Genomic DNA, 20136 nt, shown 5'->3' on the forward strand with positions numbered 1-20136 from the left:
GAATCACTACATTGCCGGATATGTCCGATCCCTTTGACTTGCCTTTCTTCGACGAGCCCGGCGGCGAACCGGCGCCTAATCCTCCCGCCCGCAAGGGAGGCGGCGGCATTGCCGCGCGCGCCATGGCCGCGCGTGGTGGGCCTCAAGCGCAGACACCCGATTATGTCAGCGGCCTGAACCCCGAACAGCGCCAGGCCGTCGAAACCACCGAGGGCCCCGTGCTCGTTCTGGCAGGCGCCGGCACCGGCAAGACGCGCGTTCTCACCACCCGCATCGCGCATATTCTGGCCACCGGCCGCGCTTATCCCTCCCAGATCCTGGCCGTGACCTTCACCAACAAGGCCGCGCGCGAAATGAAAACGCGCATCGGCGTGCTGGTCGGCGAAGCGGTGGAAGGCATGCCTTGGCTGGGCACCTTCCACTCGATCGGCGTCAAGCTCCTGCGCCGCCATGCCGAACTTGCCGGCCTGCGCTCCAACTTCACCATCCTCGACACCGACGATGTGATCCGCCTCATCAAGCAGCTGATCCAGGCCGAAGGCCTCGACGACAAGCGCTGGCCCGCCCGCACCTTCGCCAACATGATCGATGGCTGGAAGAACAAGGGCTATGCGCCCAAGGACATTCCGGAAGGCGACGCGCGCTCCTTCGCCAACGGCAAGGGCCGCGAGCTGTTCCAGGCCTATCAGGACCGCCTGAAGACGCTGAACGCCTGCGACTTCGGCGATCTCCTGTGTTTGCCGATCCGCATGTTCCGCGAGCACCCGGATGTGCTCGCCGAATACCACCGCAAGTTCCGCTACATCCTGGTGGACGAGTATCAGGACACCAACACCGCCCAATATATGTGGCTGCGCCTCCTTGCTCAGCGGCCCAGGTCCCGGCAGGACATGACACCCCAAGGCGGTGATAACCGCCCGTCCGACCGTTCGGACGCGCCCGCGCAGGCCAGCGCCGACAGGCGCGATGCGGCCGTGAGCGCAAACGAATCGCAGCAAATCAATATTTGCTGCGTTGGCGATGACGATCAGTCGATCTATGGCTGGCGCGGCGCGGAGGTGGACAACATCCTGCGCTTCGAGAAGGATTTTCCGGGCGCAACCGTGATCCGCCTCGAGCGCAACTACCGCTCCACCGCCCACATCCTCGGCACCGCCTCGCATCTGATTGCCCATAACGAGGGTCGTCTCGGCAAGACGCTGTTCACCGAACACGCCGATCCCGACGCCTCCAAGGTCATGGTCCACGCCGCCTGGGACTCGGAAGAAGAAGCGCGCGCGGTCGGCGAAACGATCGAGCAGCTGCAGCGACCGGACAGGGACGGCCGTACCCACAACCTGAACGACATGGCGATCCTCGTGCGCGCCTCCTTCCAGATGCGCGAGTTCGAAGACCGCTTCGTGACGCTCGGCCTCAACTACCGCGTCATCGGCGGTCCGCGCTTTTATGAGCGTCAGGAAATCCGCGACGCGATGGCCTATTTCCGCGTCGTCGCCCAGCCGGCCGACGATCTTGCCTTCGAGCGCATCGTCAACACGCCCAAGCGCGGCCTCGGCGAAACCACGATCCGCACCCTGCACGACATCGCGCGCGCCCGCGGCGTGCCGATGCTGACCGCCGCCGAAGACATCGTCGAAACCGAGGAGCTGAAGCCCAAGCCCCGCGCCTCGCTGCGCAATGTGGTCGAGAACTTCCGCCGCTGGCAGAAGATGCTCGACAACACCCCGCATACCGAGCTCGCCGAGATCATCTTCGAGGAATCCGGCTACACCGACATGTGGAAGAATGACCGCTCGGCCGAAGCGCCGGGCCGGCTCGAAAACCTCAAGGAGCTCGTGCGCTCCATGGAGGAATATGAATCGCTGCGCTCGTTCCTCGAACATGTCGCGCTGGTCATGGATGCCGAGCAGAACGCCGAACAGGACGCCGTCACCATCATGACGCTCCATTCGGCCAAGGGCCTGGAATACGAAACCGTGTTCCTGCCCGGCTGGGAAGAAGGCCTTTTCCCCCACCAGCGCTCGCTCGACGAAGGCGGCCGCTCCGGTCTGGAAGAAGAGCGCCGCCTCGCTTATGTCGGCGTCACCCGCGCCAAGCGAAACCTGCACATCTGGTTCGTGTCCAACCGCCGCATTCACGGCCTGTGGCAGTCCACCATCCCCTCGCGCTTTCTCGACGAACTGCCCGAAGCCCATGTCGACGTGCAGGAATCCGGCTCGTCCTATGGCGGCTATGGCGGCGCCTTCGCACAAGGGCGCGGCGGCGGTTACGGCAATGCGGGGCGCCAGAACCCTTATGGCGCGTCGCGCTTCGACAATGTCGGCTCCCCCGGCTCCGGATCCTTCTCCAACACCTACGCCACCCCCGGCTGGGCCCGCGCCCAAGCCAACAAAACCGCCGCCACCGACCGCAACTGGGGCACGCGCTCAGGCCAGGGCATCGAACGCATCGGCTACGGCGAAAGCGACTCCCAACGCGGCGCCGGCCGAGGCTCCGTTAAGACCCGCACCATCGAAGGCGAACTCATCGCCAAATCCACCATGGACACCCCCTCGGCCTTCTCAGTGGGCGACCGCGTGTTTCACCAGAAGTTCGGGAATGGGAACGTGGCCGCGATCGAGGGCAACAAGCTGACGATCGATTTCGACAAGGCGGGACAGAAAAGAGTGCTGGATGGGTTTGTGACGGGGGTTTGAGGGGAACTAAGCTGTTCTAAATCGGGCGTCGAAGGTTTCGAGTACACTTCTTACTCGTCGCTGCACAGAAGTGGACAGCCACTTACCCTCGATATTCAACTTGGACGACAAGCCCTTAGCCTTATTCTTGATGCGTCCTGTAAGTTCGGGCCGCAGAGTTCGCGCTGTGAATGCCGCAATCATTTCGATCAGCGGATCCTCAAGAGGATCTAGGTAGATATCAGGCATCTCAAGTATTCCTCCAATCTCCTCAAAGAATACCCACGGAGTATTTCCTTGAGATATAGGTCTCAGAAGTTGATAGGCTGTATTCCTTGCATAAACGCTGCTCCTATCAGCGTAAGGACTATCCATCTCAACATTCGCTCGAAATACTCTAAGATGGATTTTCAGGGACTCCCTTAAGTCGCTCATGCCGTCAGTCGGCTCTGTAAGGAGCCGTTCACGGCCCCTTGCAAATAGATTAGACGCTTTCAGAGCAAGCATATTAACTTTTTCTTGAGCAGAATACCGACGACCCGCAATGACAACCTCTGTGGCGCGTATTGCGCGACCATCATGAGCACCACTTCTTCTTTCCGCACTGTGCCACATGTTAACGTATCTGAAATCCGGTTCATGTCGCATTTCAATAGCGTATCGGAATGCTTCTCGGCAGTCGGCAAGCCTTGGCCTCGGCTGAGCCGCATACACGTATCCACACAGAGCTCTGAAAACTGGATCCTCTGTTACCAACGGCGGAAGGTTCTTGTCAGTGACAATCTTCAGCGCCTCGTACGCGCGCTCAGGGAGATGCTCCGATAATCTTTTTGGTAGCGATCGCTCAACCTTGGTGACCAAAGCAGCAACTCTAGGATTGCTGATCTGAGCGGTCTTCTTAAAATTCTTAACTCGCTCACGGAGGACACTGTATCCTTCAAGGCTGTTCTTCCGACCTGCCACGAAGCTTTTCGTTAACGATGCGAGAGCATAAAAAGATTCTGCGCCTGCATCATCTGCCTCAAGGAACATTTCCCTGGTAGCATGTATAGCGTCTGTGACTTTGGACGCATCAGCTTGGAGAGCTGTTTGCAATTCTGCGAACGTGGCTGGTCGATCAAATTCAACTAGCGCGCAGAGAAGTAGCTTCGGAAGATTGCCCGCTGGAAGCGCATCCCACTCGCGCATGAACACATAATCACGAATACTATCCCCGGCGTTCTGCTCAAATAATTCGGAAGCACGCTCGTAACTTCCAGCAGTTCGGACAAGAGCTACTATGCTCTCGATTACAAGCGGTCTTCTTTCAGAAAGCACAGGTAGAACGTTGTCCCTGAACGCAAGCGTAGGTTCTTTTACCCTAAATTGCGAGCAGCATTCTAAGACAAAGTCTTCGTACTCACGTCCTGACAAACCTGGAACTTCAACCGAATTTGTAAGCGACTGCGTAGGTGCATTTCTTAATGTATAAAGTACTCGAGACTGCTTAGGCGCACGACATAGCAGCCGGTAAAGGTGGTCCGACCCTGGGTCAACCCCGTCTGTTGTAAGTGTATCGATATCATCGATTATAATCAGAGCCGATAGGACAGAAAGCAGATCCTTAAGCTCGGATCTAAGAGCATTCAATTCTAGACTATTTATGTAGTCTAGGTCTGATGTCCAATCAGAGAAACGAAGGATTGCTGATAACAGCTCACGTTCGTTCGAGAAGTCGACACTCTCAACCTCACCTATCGCTCCCGTCAATGCTATTAACTGACGTCGCTTAGCGCTGATGAAAACGACCGTATCGATTGTGTCCGCTCCGCCGATCTTGACGGATCCGCCGTACTCCTTGATCAGCCGAGCAAACTCGTACGCAATTGTTGTTTTCCCCGAACCACCTTTGCCGTAGATGTATGATCTCGGTTCATCCGAGCCTTCAAGCCATTCAAATAGCTGAGAAATAACCTCTGTTCGTCCTACAAAGCGCCTAACGGACGCAGGGCTAGGGGGTAACGAGCCATCAACACCGGTTGAGACTTCCGGGGCTCTGTCGGCGCTTTGCCGACAGAAAACAACTGGAAAATGTTTTGGAGTTGCAGCTACTACCTCATGGCCTTCCCGTACCCAAATTGTCGTTGACGGGGATTTCTGATATCCCTTAACCAACGTAAGCGGCGGTATACCTTGCCTTCGTCGATTTACTAAAAGGATGTCTACACCGCCTCGTTCGGATAGCGGCAACGACTTCAAGTCAAGATCAGGCATATTGCTTATAGACTGCTTCACAGCCAGTCTAAAGCGGTCCAGATTGATATCTACTTTATTATGCCCGCTGGTTCTTTTCTTGTCGTGGACTCCAAAGATAATTATACCGCCATCCGTATTGGAAAAAGCACATATGAGACGACATATGCCGGCAAAATACGGATCTGAAAGGGAAAACGGCCATTCTTGCTTGAAGTCCCAAAGCGCTCCTTCACTGGCGATCAAATGATGATCATCGTAACTGAAGTTGGTCAGAAAAGCCTCCTCTGTGAGCTCGGAGGGAGAGCTTAGCCACAAAGAGATAGCAGCGGTAGAACCGTTAGGTCCCGACATTAAGGCCTCACGATGATACTCGGTTATCTGGATTTTAGTGCCAGACGTGGACGGTGACGACTAGAAGGAGAGCATTACACCAAGAAGATGCTTTGAAGAAGGCTTCTTCCATCAAGAGACGCAAAATAACACTTTTTCCGACACTTAAGTGGGCTCGAACAAGATGTGCGTTTGCTGATCCACATCATTGTTTCGTAGATCACTTGTAATTTCTTACGCTAAATCTATCCACGCCCCTCCCCACCCCATCTATCCTTCCCTCATCGCCCTCGTTGGGAACTCTGGTGCGCACCGGGGATCAGAGGGGGGCGGCGGTGTCCGGGTTGGTTGGGCTACGGTAGTCCGGCTTGGAGGGTATCCAGTCCCTCCCCAAACCCGGGCCTATGTCGGTCAGTGCGGGAGCACTCGGCGAGGTGGCGACTAGTCTGCGCCGAGCCCGCCCACCGGCATCAGGGCTAGAGCACCGACGGACGCGAAACGCCCGCGCCGTATCTAAATTATCAAAGGCGCGGGATTTCGCGTCCGCTTCCCAAGCTCAGGCGCGCGGGAAGGCATTGGCGCATGGGAAAACGGCGATGGACCAAAGCGAAATGCGCGCTGAACGGCTTCGTCACGCCGACCTGATCATGCGGATCGCCTGTCGCAAGAAGGCCGAGGAACCTTCACCGCATCTCATAGTTATGCCGCGCCGGTTGATCTGACCGCCGGCTGAAATCATGAGACGTCCGATGTTGAAGCGCCTGCGCGAGCAGCTCACCCCGCTGTTTGCCAATCGCGAGCCGATGCGGCTTGCGGTTCAAACGATCATTGCGGTTGCCGCCGCTTATCTGCTGGCGCTCATTCTTCGCCTGCCCGACCCGTCATGGTCGGTGTTTTCCGCCATCTTCGTTTTGCAGTTGAGCGTCGGCGGCACGATCAACGTGGCGATTGATCGAGTCGTCGGCGCGGTGATCGGCATGATCGTCGGCCTCATCTGCCTAGCCATCATCGGCTTCGGCGAATGGCACACGCTTCTTTCCCTCGCCATCTCGGTCGGCATCATGGCCTTGGTGAGCGGCTACTGGCCGCGCTACAATTACGGCCTTGTGGCCGTTGCCATGCTGGTGGTCGCGCCCGATTTCGAGATGGTGGAAGGTGCCTTCTGGCGCGCCGCCGCCATCGCGCTCGGCTCCTGCTGCGGCGCGATCGTGGGCGCCGTCATCATGCCGGTGCGCGCCCATCAGCGCGCCCGCTACCATCTCGGACAGGCCGTCTGCCTTTGCGGCAATCTTCTGAACGCCTCAATGGGCCGCGCGCGTTCCGGCGAAAAAGCCGACCTCATCGCCATCCATGACACGATCGCAGCCGAATTGCGCAAGGCGCAGGACATGATGACCCAAAGCCGCAAGCGCCCCGGCACCCAAGGCTGGCCCGCCCGCAACTGGCGCGTTTACCGCGAAGTCGACCGCCTCTGGTACACGCTTGCCCTCGCCGACCGCTCCTCGAGCATGCCATTGGCGCAGGATCTGATGGCGCATCTGGATACGGCCAGCGATGAGGCGATGAAATCCTGCTGTCATTATCTGCATGATTTCGGCCACGCTTACGCAGCTGGCAACGACGTACCTCAGGCCGAGGGTCTCAACGGCCCTCTGGCTGCACTGCACGATGCCGTGGTCGAGTTGCGAAGCCAGCGCATGACGCTCGATCGCGATCTGCGGGAAGTCGAGCGCCTGTTTACGCTGTCTTTCGCCTGGGAGCAGGTCGCGGAGAATATTAAAAGCCTGGCGGAAGCCACTCGCGCCGATCAAAAGAAAGAGGCGGCCTAGGCCGCCTCTTTATCCGCCTCAGCGGTTGTTCTCACGCTCTGCGCGGGTCTTCGGATCCATGTTCTCGAAGCTTTCGACGACACCCTCCGTTTCCTTCTTCGCATCGGGAACGGCCTGCCGCTGATTGTGTACCGTTTCCTGATCGTTCCCCTGCAGCTGGTTGTTGCCCATCTTGTCGGAGGCGAGATCGGTTTCGCTCAGATTGGTATTGCTCGGCGTGGCCCGGGGCGTGTTGTTCTTATCGCTCATGATGCACTCCATTCTGCGCTGTGACTGAGAACCGTCCGTTCTTTGACGGTCCCTCATTGTCTAAACGGCTAGCCCCGCGAATTGTTCAGCCTCGCAAGATGACGCTCAGCGACCCATCGCTTTCCAGGATCACGGCCTCGACATCCTCGATGCTGCGGCCGCCGCTTGAACGAATGGCGCTCAGCGTCTCGTCCTGCGTCACACGCTCCTTGCGCATCACGCGCTCCAGCACCTCGCCGTTGCGCACAAGCAGCTGGGGCTCGGACCGTACGAGCTTGGCAAAACCCTTGGAGCGCACTGAAAGAAAGGTGACGCCATATTGCATGCCAATCAACAGCAGCAGCGCAGTCGCGCCTTCCGCCAGCGCAATCGATTCCTGCAACAGGATGGCCGACAGCGTTGAACCAAGCGCAACGGTGACGACGAGATCAAATGCGTTCAGCTTGGCGAGCGTTCGTTTGCCGGACACGCGCAGGAAGATCACCAGCGCGATATAGGCGAGAACACCCACCAGCAGCGTGCGGACCACACCCTCCCAATCCTGGAACAACATTTGCTGCCATTTCATGCGTCACACTCCCAAGCCTTACGTTGGAAATAGGGCGCAAGCCGGTTCCGTCAGCACAAACATGCGGGGAGCGTGGAGGGCCATCAGCGCTTTAAGCAGGGGCGTATCGCTGGATAGCGCGGCCTCGTCCCCTATCTTCCCCGTTTCGCGGGTTCAGAGAACCACCACCGCCTTTCACCGGATACGCCTTTCTCATGATGTCACGTTGGTACTGGATCCTGTCACAGCTGACGCGGCGCATGTGGTTTCGGGCATCGCTGTTCTCGCTCGCCGCGATCGGTACAGCGCTTCTGGCCATCATCATCTCGCCCTATATTCCGCAGGATCTGCCTACCAAGATCGGTGCCGATGCGGTCGATAACATCCTGACCATCCTCGCCTCCAGCATGCTCGCGGTCACGACCTTTTCGTTGAGCACGATGGTGTCGGCCTATTCGGCTGCAACCAACAATGTCACGCCGCGCGCGACACGCCTCGTGATCGAAGACACGACGACGCAGAACATGTTGTCGACCTTCGTCGGCTCCTTTCTGTTCAGCCTTGTCGGCATCATCGTTCTGTCGACGGGCGCTTACGGCGAAAGCGGCCGCGTTGTTCTTTTTGCGGTCACCATCTTCGTGGTCGTTCTCATCGTTCTGACGCTTCTGCGCTGGATCGATCACCTTTCGCGGCTCGGGCGCGTCACCGAAACCACGGAGCGCGTGGAAAGCGCCACGGCGGAAGCGATGCGTGTGCGCAAGAGCGCACCGTTTCTCGGCGGAAACGAACTCGTCGATCTTGAAAAGGACGTTCCCGCTTCGGCTCGTCCGATTTATGGATCCTCGATCGGCTACGTCCAGCATGTCGATGCCGGCGGTCTTCAGGACATCGCCGAGAACGGCAAGGGACGCATCTATGTAGCCGTGATCCCCGGCCAGTTCACCACACCCATGGAGCCCATCGCCTGGGCCGATTCAGTGGATGACGACAATCAAGAATCCTCAATCCGCGGCTACTTTACCGTCGGCGACACCCGCTCCTTTGATCAGGATCCACGCTTCGGCGCTTCAGTCTTGAGCGAGATCGCTTCCCGAGCGCTTTCGCCCGGCATCAACGATCCAGGGACTGCAATCGATGTGATCGGGCGAGCCGTGCGTGTTCTGTCAATCTGGGCACATCAGACCGAGAAGGGCGCGGAGGAAGTCCGCTTTCCGAACCTCTACGTCCCCGGCATTGCCATTGACGACCTGTTCGACGACCTGTTCACGCCCATCGCGCGCGATGGCGCACCTGTCGTCGAAGTGGGTCTGCGCCTGCAAAAGGCCCTCCGCGACTTGGCCACGCTGGAAGGCGAAAGCCGTTATCTGCTCAATGCCAAGAAACACTCCCGCCTTGCCATGGAGCGGGCTGAGCAGGCTCTGGTGATCGACGACGACAAGCATCGTCTCCGCGCCGTGGCTTCCAAGATCGCCGAGCTGTAACGCACCACGCCTTTGACGGGCCGTGAACCTGCACCCGAGCGAGAGTCGGCGTCCACGTCGGCGCCGTCCCCTTCATCATCCTCGGACTTGATCCGAGGATCCATGCCTAAACGCTTCCGCATCGCCAGCGAAACGAAGCGGCCGAAGCGCGTGGCCTGTTCTAGAACGAGCATGGATACTCGGGACGAGCCCGAGGATGACGAAGCTGCAAAGCTGAACTTCCCTCCTCAATCCGCCCTGCGGGAGAAGATTGGCTTTAAAGTCTACCAACTCTGCGCTTTCAGCGAAAATCTGTCCACGCCCCCAAACCTTCCGCCTATTCTCCCCTCATCGCCCTTGTCGGGAACTCTGGTGCGCACCGGGGATCAGAGGAGGGCGGCGGTGTCCGGGTTGGTTGAACTACGGTAGTTCGGCTTGGAGGGTAGTCAGTCCCTCCCCAAACCCGGACCCTGTGCTGGTCAGTGCGGGAGCACTCGGTGAGGTGGCGACTAGTCTGCACCGAGCCCGCCCACCGGCATCGGGGTGAAAGCACCGACGGACGCGAGTTGGCCGCGCCGTACATCTAATCAATCGAAGGCGCGGAAACTTGCGTCCGCTTCCCGAACCTTCACGGTCGGGAAGGCGCGAAGCCGTGCCTAACCGCAGGAGAGTTACGGGAAATCGATCCAACAATGAAGGCGGCAGCCACAGGCTCAAAGCAAGAAGCGCATCGCCCGAACGCCAATGGGCAGCACGCTTTCCGCATCGTCCTGATTCTTTCGTGTCGTTTCCGGAACCGGAGTGCGGCAGTTCAGTTTCCCGTTTCTAAAACAACAACAAAATTATACAGGGATTGGCAGTGACGATTACCGAGGATACGCTCCTTGTTCTCGCCCCTCCGGACATGGACCTGACGCAGTCTGAGTATTTGCTCGACCGAAACGGCGTAAGGCACTACCGGTGCGAAGATGTTGCCGAATTGGTTGCACTCGCATCCATGGCAGGCGGTGCAATGATTTCGGAAGCAAGTCTGTCCGGCATGGACCTCAGCGGGCTTCTGCGCATGCTCGAAGGTCAGCCGCCCTGGTCGGACTTCCCGTTCCTGATGCTGATCGAACGCGCCGACAGCGCCGACGATCATGATCGTCTCGAGCGCTACGCGAAGCTCGGCAACGTCACATTCGTGGAGCACCCATCCCTTCCGCTGAGCTTTGTCGGCAACGTCAAGACCATGCTCGCCGGCCGGCAGCGCCAGTATCATGCGCGACGCCAGGTCGAGACCATGGCACGCACCGATCTTGATCTTGCCGTCGGACAGGAGCGCCAGCGCCTTCTGGTTCGCGAGCTTCATCACCGCGTCAAGAATACGCTCGCCACCGTTCAGGCGCTGATGAGCTCAACGGCGCGCTCTTCCCTGACGGTCGAGGAATTCCGCCACACTCTGCTCGGCCGCATTTCCGCGCTCGCTCATGTTCATGAAGTCCTGACCGAAGACAAATGGCAGGAAGCGCCCCTGCGCGCCTTGTTCACTTCCCAGCTCGAGCCGGAAGCAGGCCCTGACTTCAAGGGTGAAGCGAAGATAGATGGGCCGGACATCAAAGTGCCGTCTCATCTTGCCGTACCGCTCGGCATGGCCATCCACGAGTTGACAATCAACGCGCTGCGCTATGGTGCCTTGTCGCAACCCGGCGGCAGCGTTTCGGCATCATGGAAAGTGGAAGCCGCGCCCGAGCGCATGATGCTGCGCATCGAATGGCAGGAACAAGGTGGCCCACCCCTCCCCGTTCCCCGTCGCCGCGGCTTCGGCACGCAGTTCCTCGAACGGGTGTTGCGCCAGCAGGCCGCCGCCGATGTCGAGCTGAACTATCATCCGGCCGGCTTGCAGGTCATCATTCACATGCCGCTGCCCGAGCGCACGCACTTCCACCTCTTCTCGGAAGCTTGAGATCTGCACTCAAGGGCTGAGCGCTTCCCATTTGGCGAGAAAGTCTTCGATCGCCAAAGTCTGCATATCGGGAATGGCCTCGAACAGCCGTTCCTTCGGCCAGTCCCACCAGCCGAGCCGCTCGATCCGTTCTACAATCGCCGGCTCGAAACGCGGCCGCAACGCCTTTGCCGGCACGCCCGCCACGATCGTGAACGCAGCCACATCCCGGCTCACGACGGCATTCGCACCGATCACCGACCCGTTGCCGACCGTGACACCCGGCAAGATCACAGCCCCATGCCCGATCCACACATCGTGTCCGATCGTCACCCGCGCCTGCGCCCGCTCCTCCCGCACAGCCTGGTCGACACCCAGAAAGCGAAAGAACTCGTTCGGCCTGTAGCTCACCTTGTGGCTCGTAATCCGCTCGATCGGATGCGCCAAAGCATTGATGCGCGTGTTCGAAGCGATCGAACAGAACTTCCCGATCGTCGCATGCGCCCCTTCCGCATGGCGTTCGAAATAGCTGTAATCGCCAACGGTCACATCCCTGAGGATCACCCGTTCCGCAATCACCACATGCCGCCCAAGCTTACAGCCCTTCAACTCCGCGCTCTGGTGAAAGCGTGGTTCGTCCGGGATAAAGCGAAGATCTTCAGGATCGGCCATCCGAATGCTTTACAAAGCCGGATGGCGTTAACGCAAGGATCAGGGTTTGCCGTTCGTCCAGGTCACGGCCTGTCCGTAAAGCGGAACAGTCGAGATCGCCATCTTGGCAGACCCATCCTGCACCTGACGCGAATGGGAAAGGTAGATCAGCGTGTCGTTCTGCCGGTCATAGATCCGCTTCACCAACCGCTGCTTCCAGATCAGGCTGATCCGCTGGTCGAACACCTCTTCCCCGCTCTTCGACAGGCTGATGTCACCGATCGAGATCGGTCCAGTCTGCCGGCAGGAAATGGAGGAGTCCGAGGGATCCTCGAACCAGTTGCCCTTCTTCAGCCTGTCGAACAATCCACGCTCGAAATAGGAGACGTGGCAGGTCACACCGGAAACTTTCGGGTCGGAGATCGCATCGACGACGATGTCGTTGCCGAGCCAATCCACACCCACCTTGCCGACCTCTTCAGCGTGAGCAACAGGCGCCATTCCAACGATTGCAATCAAAGCGGCCGCGGCAGTTGCACGAAGCGACATCAAGTTTCCTTTGTTCGGCGTGATACTGGCTTGAACATGGTGCATCCTGACACGAGTGCAAGCTGTCCAGCGTCAAGATGCGCCCTTTCCGCAGAACGAGCGAATGAGTATCTAAACGGCATGCGCCCGATCCCGCCCATTGCCGCCGCACCGCTCCGCCTTTTGGCGGGTCTGCTGGCTGCCGCTATCGCAACGGGATTGAGCTTTGCGCTTTGGATGACCAAGGGCCCTGACATCTTCATGGCGCTCATCCAATCCGGGATGTCCTGGTGTTTCTGATCGGTGATGAAGGAGTTCGTCGATGATGCGTATCATGCTCATTGCCGCTGCCGTGCTGGCGGCCGTGGTTGTTGGCGTGGGGTCCTTCGTGATCTACCAAGGCTCGACAACCTCTGAAGCACGCGCTTTTGGCGATCCCTTCTCATTGGTGGATCAAGACGGCAACCAGGTCACCGAAGCCGCATTCCGCGGTCATCCTTCGGCTGTCTTCTTCGGCTTCACCCATTGCCCGGAAGTTTGCCCCACCACTCTGTTCGAGATGGACGGATGGCTGAAGACGCTGGGCGACGAAGGCAAGGACATTCGCGCTTACTTCGTGTCGGTGGACCCGGAGCGCGATACGCCTGCGATCATGAAGTCCTATGTCGGCAACGTTTCCGACCGCATCATCGGCCTCACCGGCGAACCGGACAAAGTCGCCGCGATGGCAAAGTCGTTCGGCATCTATTCCCGCAGGGTGCCGCTGGAAGGCGACGACTACACGATGGACCATACGGCCTCCGTGCTGTTGTTGAACCCCGCAGGCGACTTCTTCGGCACCATTGCCTATGAGGAAAATCCGGAAACGGCAATTGCCAAGCTGAAGCGGCTGGCAGGCGTCTGATGGTCGATCAGGTCAGACTGTTTGTTGTCGGCGAAGGCAAAGCCGTTCGCGATCTTCACCGCACGCTGGAAACCCTGTTCGAGGAAGATGGCTATCCAATTGCCCTCGTCGAACTGGATGAAGCCGCCGATCGACATGAGATTTCCATCTATGCCGACGCCGAAGACGAAACGGCAGAAGAGCGCATCCGGTCAGCCGCACCGGATACCGAGATCAACCGCGAAGACCTGCCTGAAATCGACTGGGTGACGGCCTCACTGCAAGGTTTGAAGCCGGTGCGCGCCGGTCGCTTTCTCGTTCATGGCCATCACGATCGCGATCGTCTGCAAGCCAATGACATCGGCATCGAAATCGAAGCAGGCTTAGCCTTCGGCACAGGGCATCACGGAACAACCGCCGGCTGCTTGACGGTCATCGGCGAGATCATCAGACGAGAAAATCCTCGCTGGATGCTGGATCTGGGAACCGGAAGTGCCGTGCTCGCCATCGCCATGGCGAAGCTTACGCGGCGACCTGTGTTGGCAACGGATATCGATCCGGTTGCTGTCCGTGTTGCGGTGGAAAACGCGCGCCTAAATCACGTCGGCGATCTGGTTCGTGGCAAAACGGCTGTCGGCTTTGCAAACAACGCTATCGCAGCTGCGGCGCCTTTCGACCTGATCGTCGCGAATATCCTAGCAAAACCGTTGATGCGCCTGGCACCCGAGATGCGCAACCACCTTGTGCCCGGTGGATCCGTAATCTTGTCCGGCATTCTTCAGCGTCAGCGCAACGCTGTAATTGCCGCCTACGTCGCACAAGGCTTTCGCCATGTTCGGACCCTGCCGCTTGAAGGCTGGGTCACGCTGCATCTCAAGCGCTGAAACAAAAAAGCGGCCTTTCGGCCGCTTCCTGCATGAACTTCGAAGAGCTTAGTAGCCGGCCGAGATCGACCGGCGGGCCAACGCGTCAGCGCGCGTATGGCCGTTTCGGGCATCAAAAGCGTCAACCATGCGCTGAGCTTCGCGGTAGCGAGCCTCGATCAAAGCGTTGAGGGCGTTGCGGAAGAAGCCACGCTTAGCGGTCTGTGCAGTCATCTCAATTCCCCATGTGCTTGTGTTCTGAGGAGAAAGGTAAGCGACCCTGACCTAATTTGCTATGCAGAATTGTGCATGGCAGCAATGCCGTTTTGCAATGCACAAATTTCAGCTGCTTAACTCTGCACCACCTTAGCCCTTGTTATGCCTCGCCGCCTGCTATGCTAAGACACCTGCTGCACCACCAGAAGAGCGTACCATGTTCCAATCTTTTGAATCGCTGACCGATCCGTCCCAAGGCCGCGAGCGCGTCGCCAAGCTGCGTCGCCTGATGCAGGAAAGGGGTGTTGACGGCTTTCTCGTGCCACGTGCTGACGAGCATCAGGGCGAGTATGTCCCGCCCCGCGCCGAACGCCTTCAATGGCTGACAGGGTTCACGGGTTCAGCCGGCATCGCATTGATCCTCAAGAACAGCGCCGTGATCTTCGTGGATGGCCGTTATACGCTGCAGGTTCGAAACCAGGCCGATCCACAAACCTTCACCTATGAGAGCTTGGTAGACGCTCCGCCGCCCGTTTGGATCGAACAGAACCTGGAACGCGGAACGCGGCTGGCTTTCGAACCATGGCTGCATACGGTGGCGGAAGTTCGTGCGCTGCGGCAGGCCGTTGAACAGCGTGGCGCATCCTTGATCGCCGTCGACAATCTCGTGGACCTGATCTGGGACGATCAACCGGAGCCGCCACTTGGCCGCATTGCAATCCAGCCCGAAGCCTATGCCGGTGAGCTGGCCAAGGACAAGCTGCCGAGATTGGCGGCGCGTATGCACGACACGAACATAGACGCGACTGTTTTGACGGACCCGTCTTCTGTTGCCTGGGCTTTCAATATCCGCGGCAGTGATGTTCTTCATACGCCGCTCGCTCTGAGCTTCGCCATTCTGCCGGCGCAAGGCTTGCCGCAGCTCTTTATCGACGAGCGCAAGCTTGACATCGAAACGCGCGCTTACCTGACTCAACTCTGCGATCTTCATGCGCCAGCAGATCTCGAAGCAGCACTCGGCAGGGTAGCGAAAGATGCCATCGTCGGCCTCGACTTTGTCCTTGCCGCCGAGAAGCTGCGTTTGATCGTGGAAGACAATGGCGGACGTGTTGTGCCACTCTCTGATCCCGCTCGCCTTCCCCGCGCCACCAAGAACGCAGCTGAACTCGAAGGCAGTCGTGCAGCGCACCGTCGCGATGGTGCAGCCATGGTGAACTTCCTGCACTGGGTAAGCCAGCAGCAGGGTGGAACGGTAGACGAGATCACCACCGTCGAGAAGCTGGAAGCCTTCCGCCGCACGGCTGGCGATGAGGCTCAGATGCCCCTGCGCGACATCTCCTTCGACACCATCTCTGGCTCAGGCCCGAATGGTGCGCTCATGCATTATCGCGTGACGCGCAAGACCAACCGCGTACTCGCACAAAACGAGCTTTATCTCGTGGATTCCGGCGCGCAGTACCAGGACGGCACGACCGATATCACCCGCACCACGATCATCGGCACGCCGAATGATGACATGAAGCGGCATTACACGATCGTTCTGAAAGGCCTGATCAACATTTCGCTGCTGCGCTTTCCCGCCGGCACGCGCGGTTGCGACATTGATGCGGTCGCGCGTGTGAACCACTGGAAGGCAGGCCTTGATTTTGCCCATGGCACCGGCCACGGCGTCGGCTCCTATCTTGCCGTGCATGAAGGCCCACAACGCATCGCGAAGACTGGCACGGAAAAGCTCCTGCCAGGCATGATCCTGTCCAACGAGCCCGGCTATTACAAACCCGGCTCCTACGGCATCCGGCTGGAAAACCTCATCGTCGTGGAACATGCCGCTGATGTGGATGGCGGCGATATCCCGATGCACAGCTTCGAGACACTGACGCTTTGCCCCTTCGAGCGCCAGTTGATCGATGTGAACCTACTGTCGCCTGAAGAGCGCGATTGGCTCGACACCTACCATGCTTGGGTTCAGCGCGAGCTTGGCTCGCTCGTGTCGGGCGACGCAGCCACTTGGCTGATCGAGAAAACGCAGCCTCTGGAGGGCTGATCAGCTGAGCCAGTGCCGCATGGCGACAAGCACTGCGGCACCGGCGACGAAGGCTGCGAACATTGGTCCACGCAATCCAACGATGGCGGCAGCCAGCAATGCCGCCCACTCAGCCGGTCCGCCATTCATGGCGGCCGGGGCAACCAGCGTCGTCAAAACGGCAGCAGGAACGGCTTCCAACCCCGCCTGAACACGCGGATGAATGGTGTTGAACTGCGACAGCACGATATGCCCGCCGATGCGAGTCAGGTAGGTCGCTAGACCGCCGAGCAGGATGATCCAGAGATTCATGCTCATGACGGCGTGGCTTCCATTGCAGCCTGTTCGACGGGTATGACGCGTGGCGGCAGCGCAGCCGCCAGCAGAATACCCGCCATGGCACCGACGCTGACATGCCAGGGCGAGCCAATCGTGCGATAAGCCACCATCGAAGCGATTGCGCTGACAGCTACCACAGGCAGCCAACGTGGCCGACCGCGAAAGCCCATTACGAGCCCCAGAAAGTAGATCGGAAGCAGGAAGTCGAGCCCGATGCCACGTGCTTCGAGCATGACCTGCCCGCCAAAAGCTGCTCCGAGCCAGGTCATGAAGACCCAGGATCCAAACATGGGCAACGCGATACCGGCGTACCAAGCGAGGTCGACAGGCTTCCCGTTCTCGACCCGACGCTCAGATTCCGCAAACACCGGATCAACGAGAAAAAAGAAGGCGACGGCTTTGATCAGCGGGGACCAATGCGGCACGTTTCTTCCCAACGCTGCCGAATACAGCACGTGACGGAAGTTGACGGCAAAGATCGACAAGATGATCAGCCATGGTGCAATATGTTGGCCGAACAGCTCGATGCCAACCATCTGGCTTGCGCCGCCGAAGATAACAGCGCTCATCAGCACCGCTTCAACGACACTCAGCCCATTCTCCACGGCCATGGCACCAAACAGAACCGCAAACGGCGCCGAGGCCACGAAGATCGGCAAGCCTACCCGTAGACCTCTCCAGAAGTCGCTGAGGTGCTCTCTAGACGGGTTGGCTAATGGCATGGTTCGGCATCGCGTGGTCAGACAAGGGTTCACAGCCCTGCGCTTAGGTCAAACACCCAGCTGCGTCACACCAAATCCATTGATCCAGCCTTCAGCGGCCGATGCGTTCGAACCACTGATCCTCGGTAATGACTTCGATGCCGAGTTCGTTTGCCGTTGTAAGCTTTGAGCCAGCGCCCGGCCCTGCCACCACTAGATCGGTCTTCTTGGAAACCGAACCAGCCGCTTTGGCACCGAGTTCCTCAGCCATGGCCTTCGCTTCATCACGCGACATCCGCTCCAGCGAACCGGTAAAAACGATCGTCTTGCCCGCGACAGGCGAGGAGGCCGGCACCTTCACACGCTTGTTCACGGTGGAGACGCCTGCATCGAGCAGCGCCTGCACTGCGCGACGGTTATGCTCCTCCTCGAAGAAGTGGATCAACGACAGGGTCGCAACAGTGCCGATGTCGCTGTCACGTGACAGAGCCAAATAGGCTTCACCGGGTTGCCCCACCTTAGCCGCCGCAAGCCCCAAACGAATGCCAGCCTCGTCGTCGAAGCGCTCGCGCAACGCTACGCGCTGCTTTGCCGAAAGGCCAAGTTCGCCGTCCTTTGTGGGCAGCCATAGTGGATTGGTGAGCTTGTCTTCATCCACCTCCATCAAGCGCTCGAAGGTTTTTGCCCCGATGCCTTCCAGCGCATTGAGCTCCGCCCAAGCTTCGCTTGCCTGACCGTCGCGTGCAGCATCGATGCCGGCGATCATGCCGGGCACATCATCGAAATGTCGCGCCAAAGCCTTCGCTGTTGTCTCACCGATCTCGGGAATGCCTAGTGCGAAGATGAAGCGATCAAGCGCAATGCTGCGGCGGTCATTGATCGCGGCCAGAAGATTGTCGATCGTCTTCGACGTCTCAGGCTTCTTGGCCGCCTTCTTGGTGTCCGCATCAACCCCGCGCCGCGCGTCCGTGAGTGCCTGGCGTCGCTGCTCCAACGCTGCTTTCAGCGGTTCGAATTCAAGCTTGAAGATATCGGCCGGCTCATGCACCAGCCCGGCATCGAACAGCGCCTCGATGTAAGTCTCACCAAAGCCGACGATGTCGAAGGCATGGCGCGACACGAAATGCTTCAGCCCTTCCCGCCCCTGCGCCGGACAGGTCAAGCCTGCCGTACAACGCCGCACAGAGTCCAGCCGTCCGGTGCGCGGATTGATCTCGCGCACCGCCTTGGAGCCGCACACCGGACAATGCTTGGGAAACTGGTACGGAACCGCATCGACTGGCCGCTTCTCCAGCAAGACATCCACCACCTGCGGGATCACGTCGCCGGCGCGCTGAATCACCACCGTGTCGCCAAGGCGGATGTCGCGTCCTTCACGGATCGGATTACCGTCGGAATCGCGTCCTTCGATGTAATCTTCATTATGAAGCGTGACATTCGAGACCACGACGCCCCCAACCGTTACTGGCTGCAAACGCGCCAGCGGCGCCAGCTTGCCGGTGCGCCCCACATTGATGTCGATCGCCTGCACAGTTGTCGTTGCGCGCTCAGCCGGGAACTTGTGCGCGATTGCCCAGCGCGGACTGCGCGACACAAAGCCAAGCTCACGCTGCTGCTCAAGATCGTCGACTTTATAAACCACACCATCGATGTCATAGCCGAGGCTGGCGCGCTGTTCCTCGATCAGGTGGTAGTGCTTAAGCAGCCCCTCTACGGTCTCGAACCGCTGCATGAGCGGCGCATCGCGTCCCTGCTGCGGTTGCAGGTTGGTGACGAAGCCGACGCGGCCAAGCGCTTCAACGACCTCCAACTGTGACTTACCCGGCAGCTCGCTGGCCTCACCCCAAGCATAGGCAAAGAAGCGCAGCGGTCGCGACCGGGTGATTTCCGGGTTCTTCTGCCGCAGCGAACCCGCAGCTGCATTACGTGGATTGGCAAACTGTCGTACAGCAGCAGTTGGCTGTGCGCTCTGCGCTTCTTCACTACCTGGCTCATCTGTGGCTTCCGGCACCGGCTCGGCTCCGGCCGCTAGTCGTTCGTTCAGCGCGGCAAAATCGGCATGGCTCATGTAAACCTCGCCACGCACCTCGAAGACGTTAGGCTTCCAGCCATGCAAACGGAGTGGAATGTCTTCGATGACCAAGGCATTCGCTGTAACATCTTCGCCGATAGCGCCGTCACCGCGGGTAGCCGCACGAACCAGCTCGCCGCGTTCATAGCGCAATGAAAGCGAAAGCCCGTCGATCTTCGGCTCGGCAGTGATCGCGAGCTTTGCGTTTTCGTTCAAGCCAAGAAAACGCCGAACACGCCGGGCAAAATCCTCGACGTCCTCGTCATGGAAAGCGTTGTCGAGAGAGAGCATCGGCACCGCGTGCGGCACTTTGGCGAAGCGGCCAGAGGGAGCAGCACCAACACGCCGCGACGGCGAATCGTCACGAACAAGCTGCGGAAAAGCGCGTTCGATCGCCAGGTTATGGCGGCGTAGTGCATCATACTCTGCATCCGAAATCGTCGGCGCATCTTCCGCGTGATAGCGGCGATCATGGCCCGCGATCTCCTCGGCAAGCGCGGCGAGAGCCTCGGCGGCCTCTGCTTCGCTGAACTCGGAAAGGGGTGTGTCGGAATGAGCCATGAACGAACGCCTTACGCTTGGAAGCGCAGACTTTTGCATCGCCTACGCGTT

The 20136-nt window shown here is 59.1% G+C and carries 16 protein-coding genes; 7 read left to right on the plus strand and 9 right to left on the minus strand.

The genetic code is table 11. The features are described from left to right. The first annotated feature begins 20 nt into the window (after positions 1–20). Positions 21–2696 carry an ATP-dependent helicase gene (locus tag JYU29_RS09375; protein WP_213984544.1) on the plus strand — a complete coding sequence of 892 codons (2676 nt, stop codon included), beginning with the start codon at positions 21–23 and terminating at the stop codon, positions 2694–2696. 6 nt (positions 2697–2702) lie between these two features. Here JYU29_RS09375 and JYU29_RS09380 read toward each other — a convergent pair whose 3' ends face one another. Further along, on the minus strand, positions 2703–5261 hold the full coding sequence (locus tag JYU29_RS09380; protein ID WP_213984545.1) for an RNA-binding domain-containing protein: 2559 nt from the start codon (positions 5259–5261) through the stop codon (positions 2703–2705). 728 nt (positions 5262–5989) lie between these two features. Here JYU29_RS09380 and JYU29_RS09385 point away from each other — a divergent pair. Beyond that, positions 5990–7069, plus strand: a complete 1080-nt coding sequence (locus JYU29_RS09385) for an FUSC family protein (protein ID WP_213984546.1) — start codon at positions 5990–5992, stop codon at positions 7067–7069. Between the two features lie 18 nt (positions 7070–7087). On the opposite strand, the gene JYU29_RS09390 is transcribed toward JYU29_RS09385, so the two are convergent. Further along, positions 7088–7318: a hypothetical protein gene (locus JYU29_RS09390; RefSeq protein ID WP_213984547.1), complete on the minus strand. Its 231-nt coding sequence runs from the start codon at positions 7316–7318 to the stop codon at positions 7088–7090. Between the two features lie 85 nt (positions 7319–7403). After that, positions 7404–7886, minus strand: coding sequence for a DUF421 domain-containing protein (locus JYU29_RS09395; protein ID WP_213984548.1), 483 nt, complete (start codon positions 7884–7886; stop codon positions 7404–7406). A 194-nt stretch (positions 7887–8080) separates the two neighbouring features. On the opposite strand from JYU29_RS09395, the gene JYU29_RS09400 reads away from it, so the two are divergent. Together JYU29_RS09400 and JYU29_RS18455 are read left to right on the plus strand one after the other, a co-directional pair. Continuing rightward, positions 8081–9346, plus strand: a complete 1266-nt coding sequence (locus tag JYU29_RS09400) for a DUF2254 domain-containing protein (protein WP_213984549.1) — start codon at positions 8081–8083, stop codon at positions 9344–9346. 838 nt (positions 9347–10184) lie between these two features. Then, the gene (locus tag JYU29_RS18455) at positions 10185–11270 is read left to right on the plus strand and encodes a sensor histidine kinase (RefSeq protein WP_213984550.1); all 1086 of its coding nucleotides are present in this window, start codon (positions 10185–10187) and stop codon (positions 11268–11270) included. 9 nt (positions 11271–11279) lie between these two features. Here the strand turns inward: JYU29_RS18455 and JYU29_RS09410 are convergent, their stop codons facing one another. Further along, positions 11280–11921 carry a DapH/DapD/GlmU-related protein gene (locus tag JYU29_RS09410; protein ID WP_213984551.1) on the minus strand — a complete coding sequence of 214 codons (642 nt, stop codon included), beginning with the start codon at positions 11919–11921 and terminating at the stop codon, positions 11280–11282. Between the two features lie 39 nt (positions 11922–11960). Then, entirely contained in the window at positions 11961–12449 is a 489-nt protein-coding gene (locus JYU29_RS09415; protein WP_213984552.1) for a CreA family protein, read from the minus strand. A gap of 301 nt (positions 12450–12750) precedes the next feature. Here JYU29_RS09415 and JYU29_RS09420 point away from each other — a divergent pair, with 301 nt between their 5' ends. Together JYU29_RS09420 and JYU29_RS09425 are read left to right on the plus strand one after the other, a co-directional pair. Continuing rightward, entirely contained in the window at positions 12751–13332 is a 582-nt protein-coding gene (locus tag JYU29_RS09420; protein ID WP_213984553.1) for an SCO family protein, read from the plus strand. After that, entirely contained in the window at positions 13332–14195 is an 864-nt protein-coding gene (locus tag JYU29_RS09425) for a 50S ribosomal protein L11 methyltransferase (protein ID WP_213984554.1), read from the plus strand. The genes JYU29_RS09420 and JYU29_RS09425 overlap by 1 nt, the downstream gene beginning before the upstream one ends. A gap of 48 nt (positions 14196–14243) precedes the next feature. Here the strand turns inward: JYU29_RS09425 and JYU29_RS09430 are convergent, their stop codons facing one another. After that, positions 14244–14408, minus strand: a complete 165-nt coding sequence (locus JYU29_RS09430) for a hypothetical protein (RefSeq protein ID WP_213984555.1) — start codon at positions 14406–14408, stop codon at positions 14244–14246. Between the two features lie 199 nt (positions 14409–14607). Between JYU29_RS09430 and JYU29_RS09435 the strand changes: the two genes are divergently transcribed. Then, the gene (locus tag JYU29_RS09435) at positions 14608–16434 is read left to right on the plus strand and encodes an aminopeptidase P family protein (protein WP_213984556.1); all 1827 of its coding nucleotides are present in this window, start codon (positions 14608–14610) and stop codon (positions 16432–16434) included. On the opposite strand, the gene JYU29_RS09440 is transcribed toward JYU29_RS09435, so the two are convergent. The 3 genes from JYU29_RS09440 to ligA all read right to left on the minus strand — a co-directional run bounded on the left by JYU29_RS09440 (position 16435) and on the right by ligA (position 20085). Beyond that, positions 16435–16731 (minus strand): AzlD family protein, encoded by a 297-nt coding sequence (locus tag JYU29_RS09440; RefSeq protein WP_213984557.1) that lies wholly within the window; start codon positions 16729–16731, stop codon positions 16435–16437. It abuts the gene before it with no gap. Beyond that, positions 16728–17474 carry an AzlC family ABC transporter permease gene (locus tag JYU29_RS09445; protein WP_213984558.1) on the minus strand — a complete coding sequence of 249 codons (747 nt, stop codon included), beginning with the start codon at positions 17472–17474 and terminating at the stop codon, positions 16728–16730. The genes JYU29_RS09440 and JYU29_RS09445 overlap by 4 nt, the downstream gene beginning before the upstream one ends. 91 nt (positions 17475–17565) lie before the next feature. Beyond that, positions 17566–20085 carry an NAD-dependent DNA ligase LigA gene (ligA, locus tag JYU29_RS09450; RefSeq protein WP_213984559.1) on the minus strand — a complete coding sequence of 840 codons (2520 nt, stop codon included), beginning with the start codon at positions 20083–20085 and terminating at the stop codon, positions 17566–17568. Positions 20086–20136 lie beyond the last annotated feature (51 nt).

It is taken from the genome of Tianweitania aestuarii (genome assembly GCF_018457165.1).
Lineage (GTDB): Bacteria > Pseudomonadota > Alphaproteobacteria > Rhizobiales > Rhizobiaceae > Tianweitania > Tianweitania aestuarii.

What these genes read in the sequence shown, in the direction of transcription:
- JYU29_RS09375 (WP_213984544.1), top strand. Translation starts at nt 21, where the DNA reads ATGTCCGATCCCTTTGACTTGCCTTTCTTCGACGAGCCCGGCGGCGAA.
- JYU29_RS09380 (WP_213984545.1), bottom strand. Translation starts at nt 5,261, where the DNA reads ATGTCGGGACCTAACGGTTCTACCGCTGCTATCTCTTTGTGGCTAAGC.
- JYU29_RS09385 (WP_213984546.1), top strand. Translation starts at nt 5,990, where the DNA reads ATGTTGAAGCGCCTGCGCGAGCAGCTCACCCCGCTGTTTGCCAATCGC.
- JYU29_RS09390 (WP_213984547.1), bottom strand. Translation starts at nt 7,318, where the DNA reads ATGAGCGATAAGAACAACACGCCCCGGGCCACGCCGAGCAATACCAAT.
- JYU29_RS09395 (WP_213984548.1), bottom strand. Translation starts at nt 7,886, where the DNA reads ATGAAATGGCAGCAAATGTTGTTCCAGGATTGGGAGGGTGTGGTCCGC.
- JYU29_RS09400 (WP_213984549.1), top strand. Translation starts at nt 8,081, where the DNA reads ATGATGTCACGTTGGTACTGGATCCTGTCACAGCTGACGCGGCGCATG.
- JYU29_RS09410 (WP_213984551.1), bottom strand. Translation starts at nt 11,921, where the DNA reads ATGGCCGATCCTGAAGATCTTCGCTTTATCCCGGACGAACCACGCTTT.
- JYU29_RS09415 (WP_213984552.1), bottom strand. Translation starts at nt 12,449, where the DNA reads ATGTCGCTTCGTGCAACTGCCGCGGCCGCTTTGATTGCAATCGTTGGA.
- JYU29_RS09420 (WP_213984553.1), top strand. Translation starts at nt 12,751, where the DNA reads ATGATGCGTATCATGCTCATTGCCGCTGCCGTGCTGGCGGCCGTGGTT.
- JYU29_RS09425 (WP_213984554.1), top strand. Translation starts at nt 13,332, where the DNA reads ATGGTCGATCAGGTCAGACTGTTTGTTGTCGGCGAAGGCAAAGCCGTT.
- JYU29_RS09430 (WP_213984555.1), bottom strand. Translation starts at nt 14,408, where the DNA reads ATGACTGCACAGACCGCTAAGCGTGGCTTCTTCCGCAACGCCCTCAAC.
- JYU29_RS09435 (WP_213984556.1), top strand. Translation starts at nt 14,608, where the DNA reads ATGTTCCAATCTTTTGAATCGCTGACCGATCCGTCCCAAGGCCGCGAG.
- JYU29_RS09440 (WP_213984557.1), bottom strand. Translation starts at nt 16,731, where the DNA reads ATGAGCATGAATCTCTGGATCATCCTGCTCGGCGGTCTAGCGACCTAC.
- JYU29_RS09445 (WP_213984558.1), bottom strand. Translation starts at nt 17,474, where the DNA reads ATGCCATTAGCCAACCCGTCTAGAGAGCACCTCAGCGACTTCTGGAGA.
- ligA (WP_213984559.1), bottom strand. Translation starts at nt 20,085, where the DNA reads ATGGCTCATTCCGACACACCCCTTTCCGAGTTCAGCGAAGCAGAGGCC.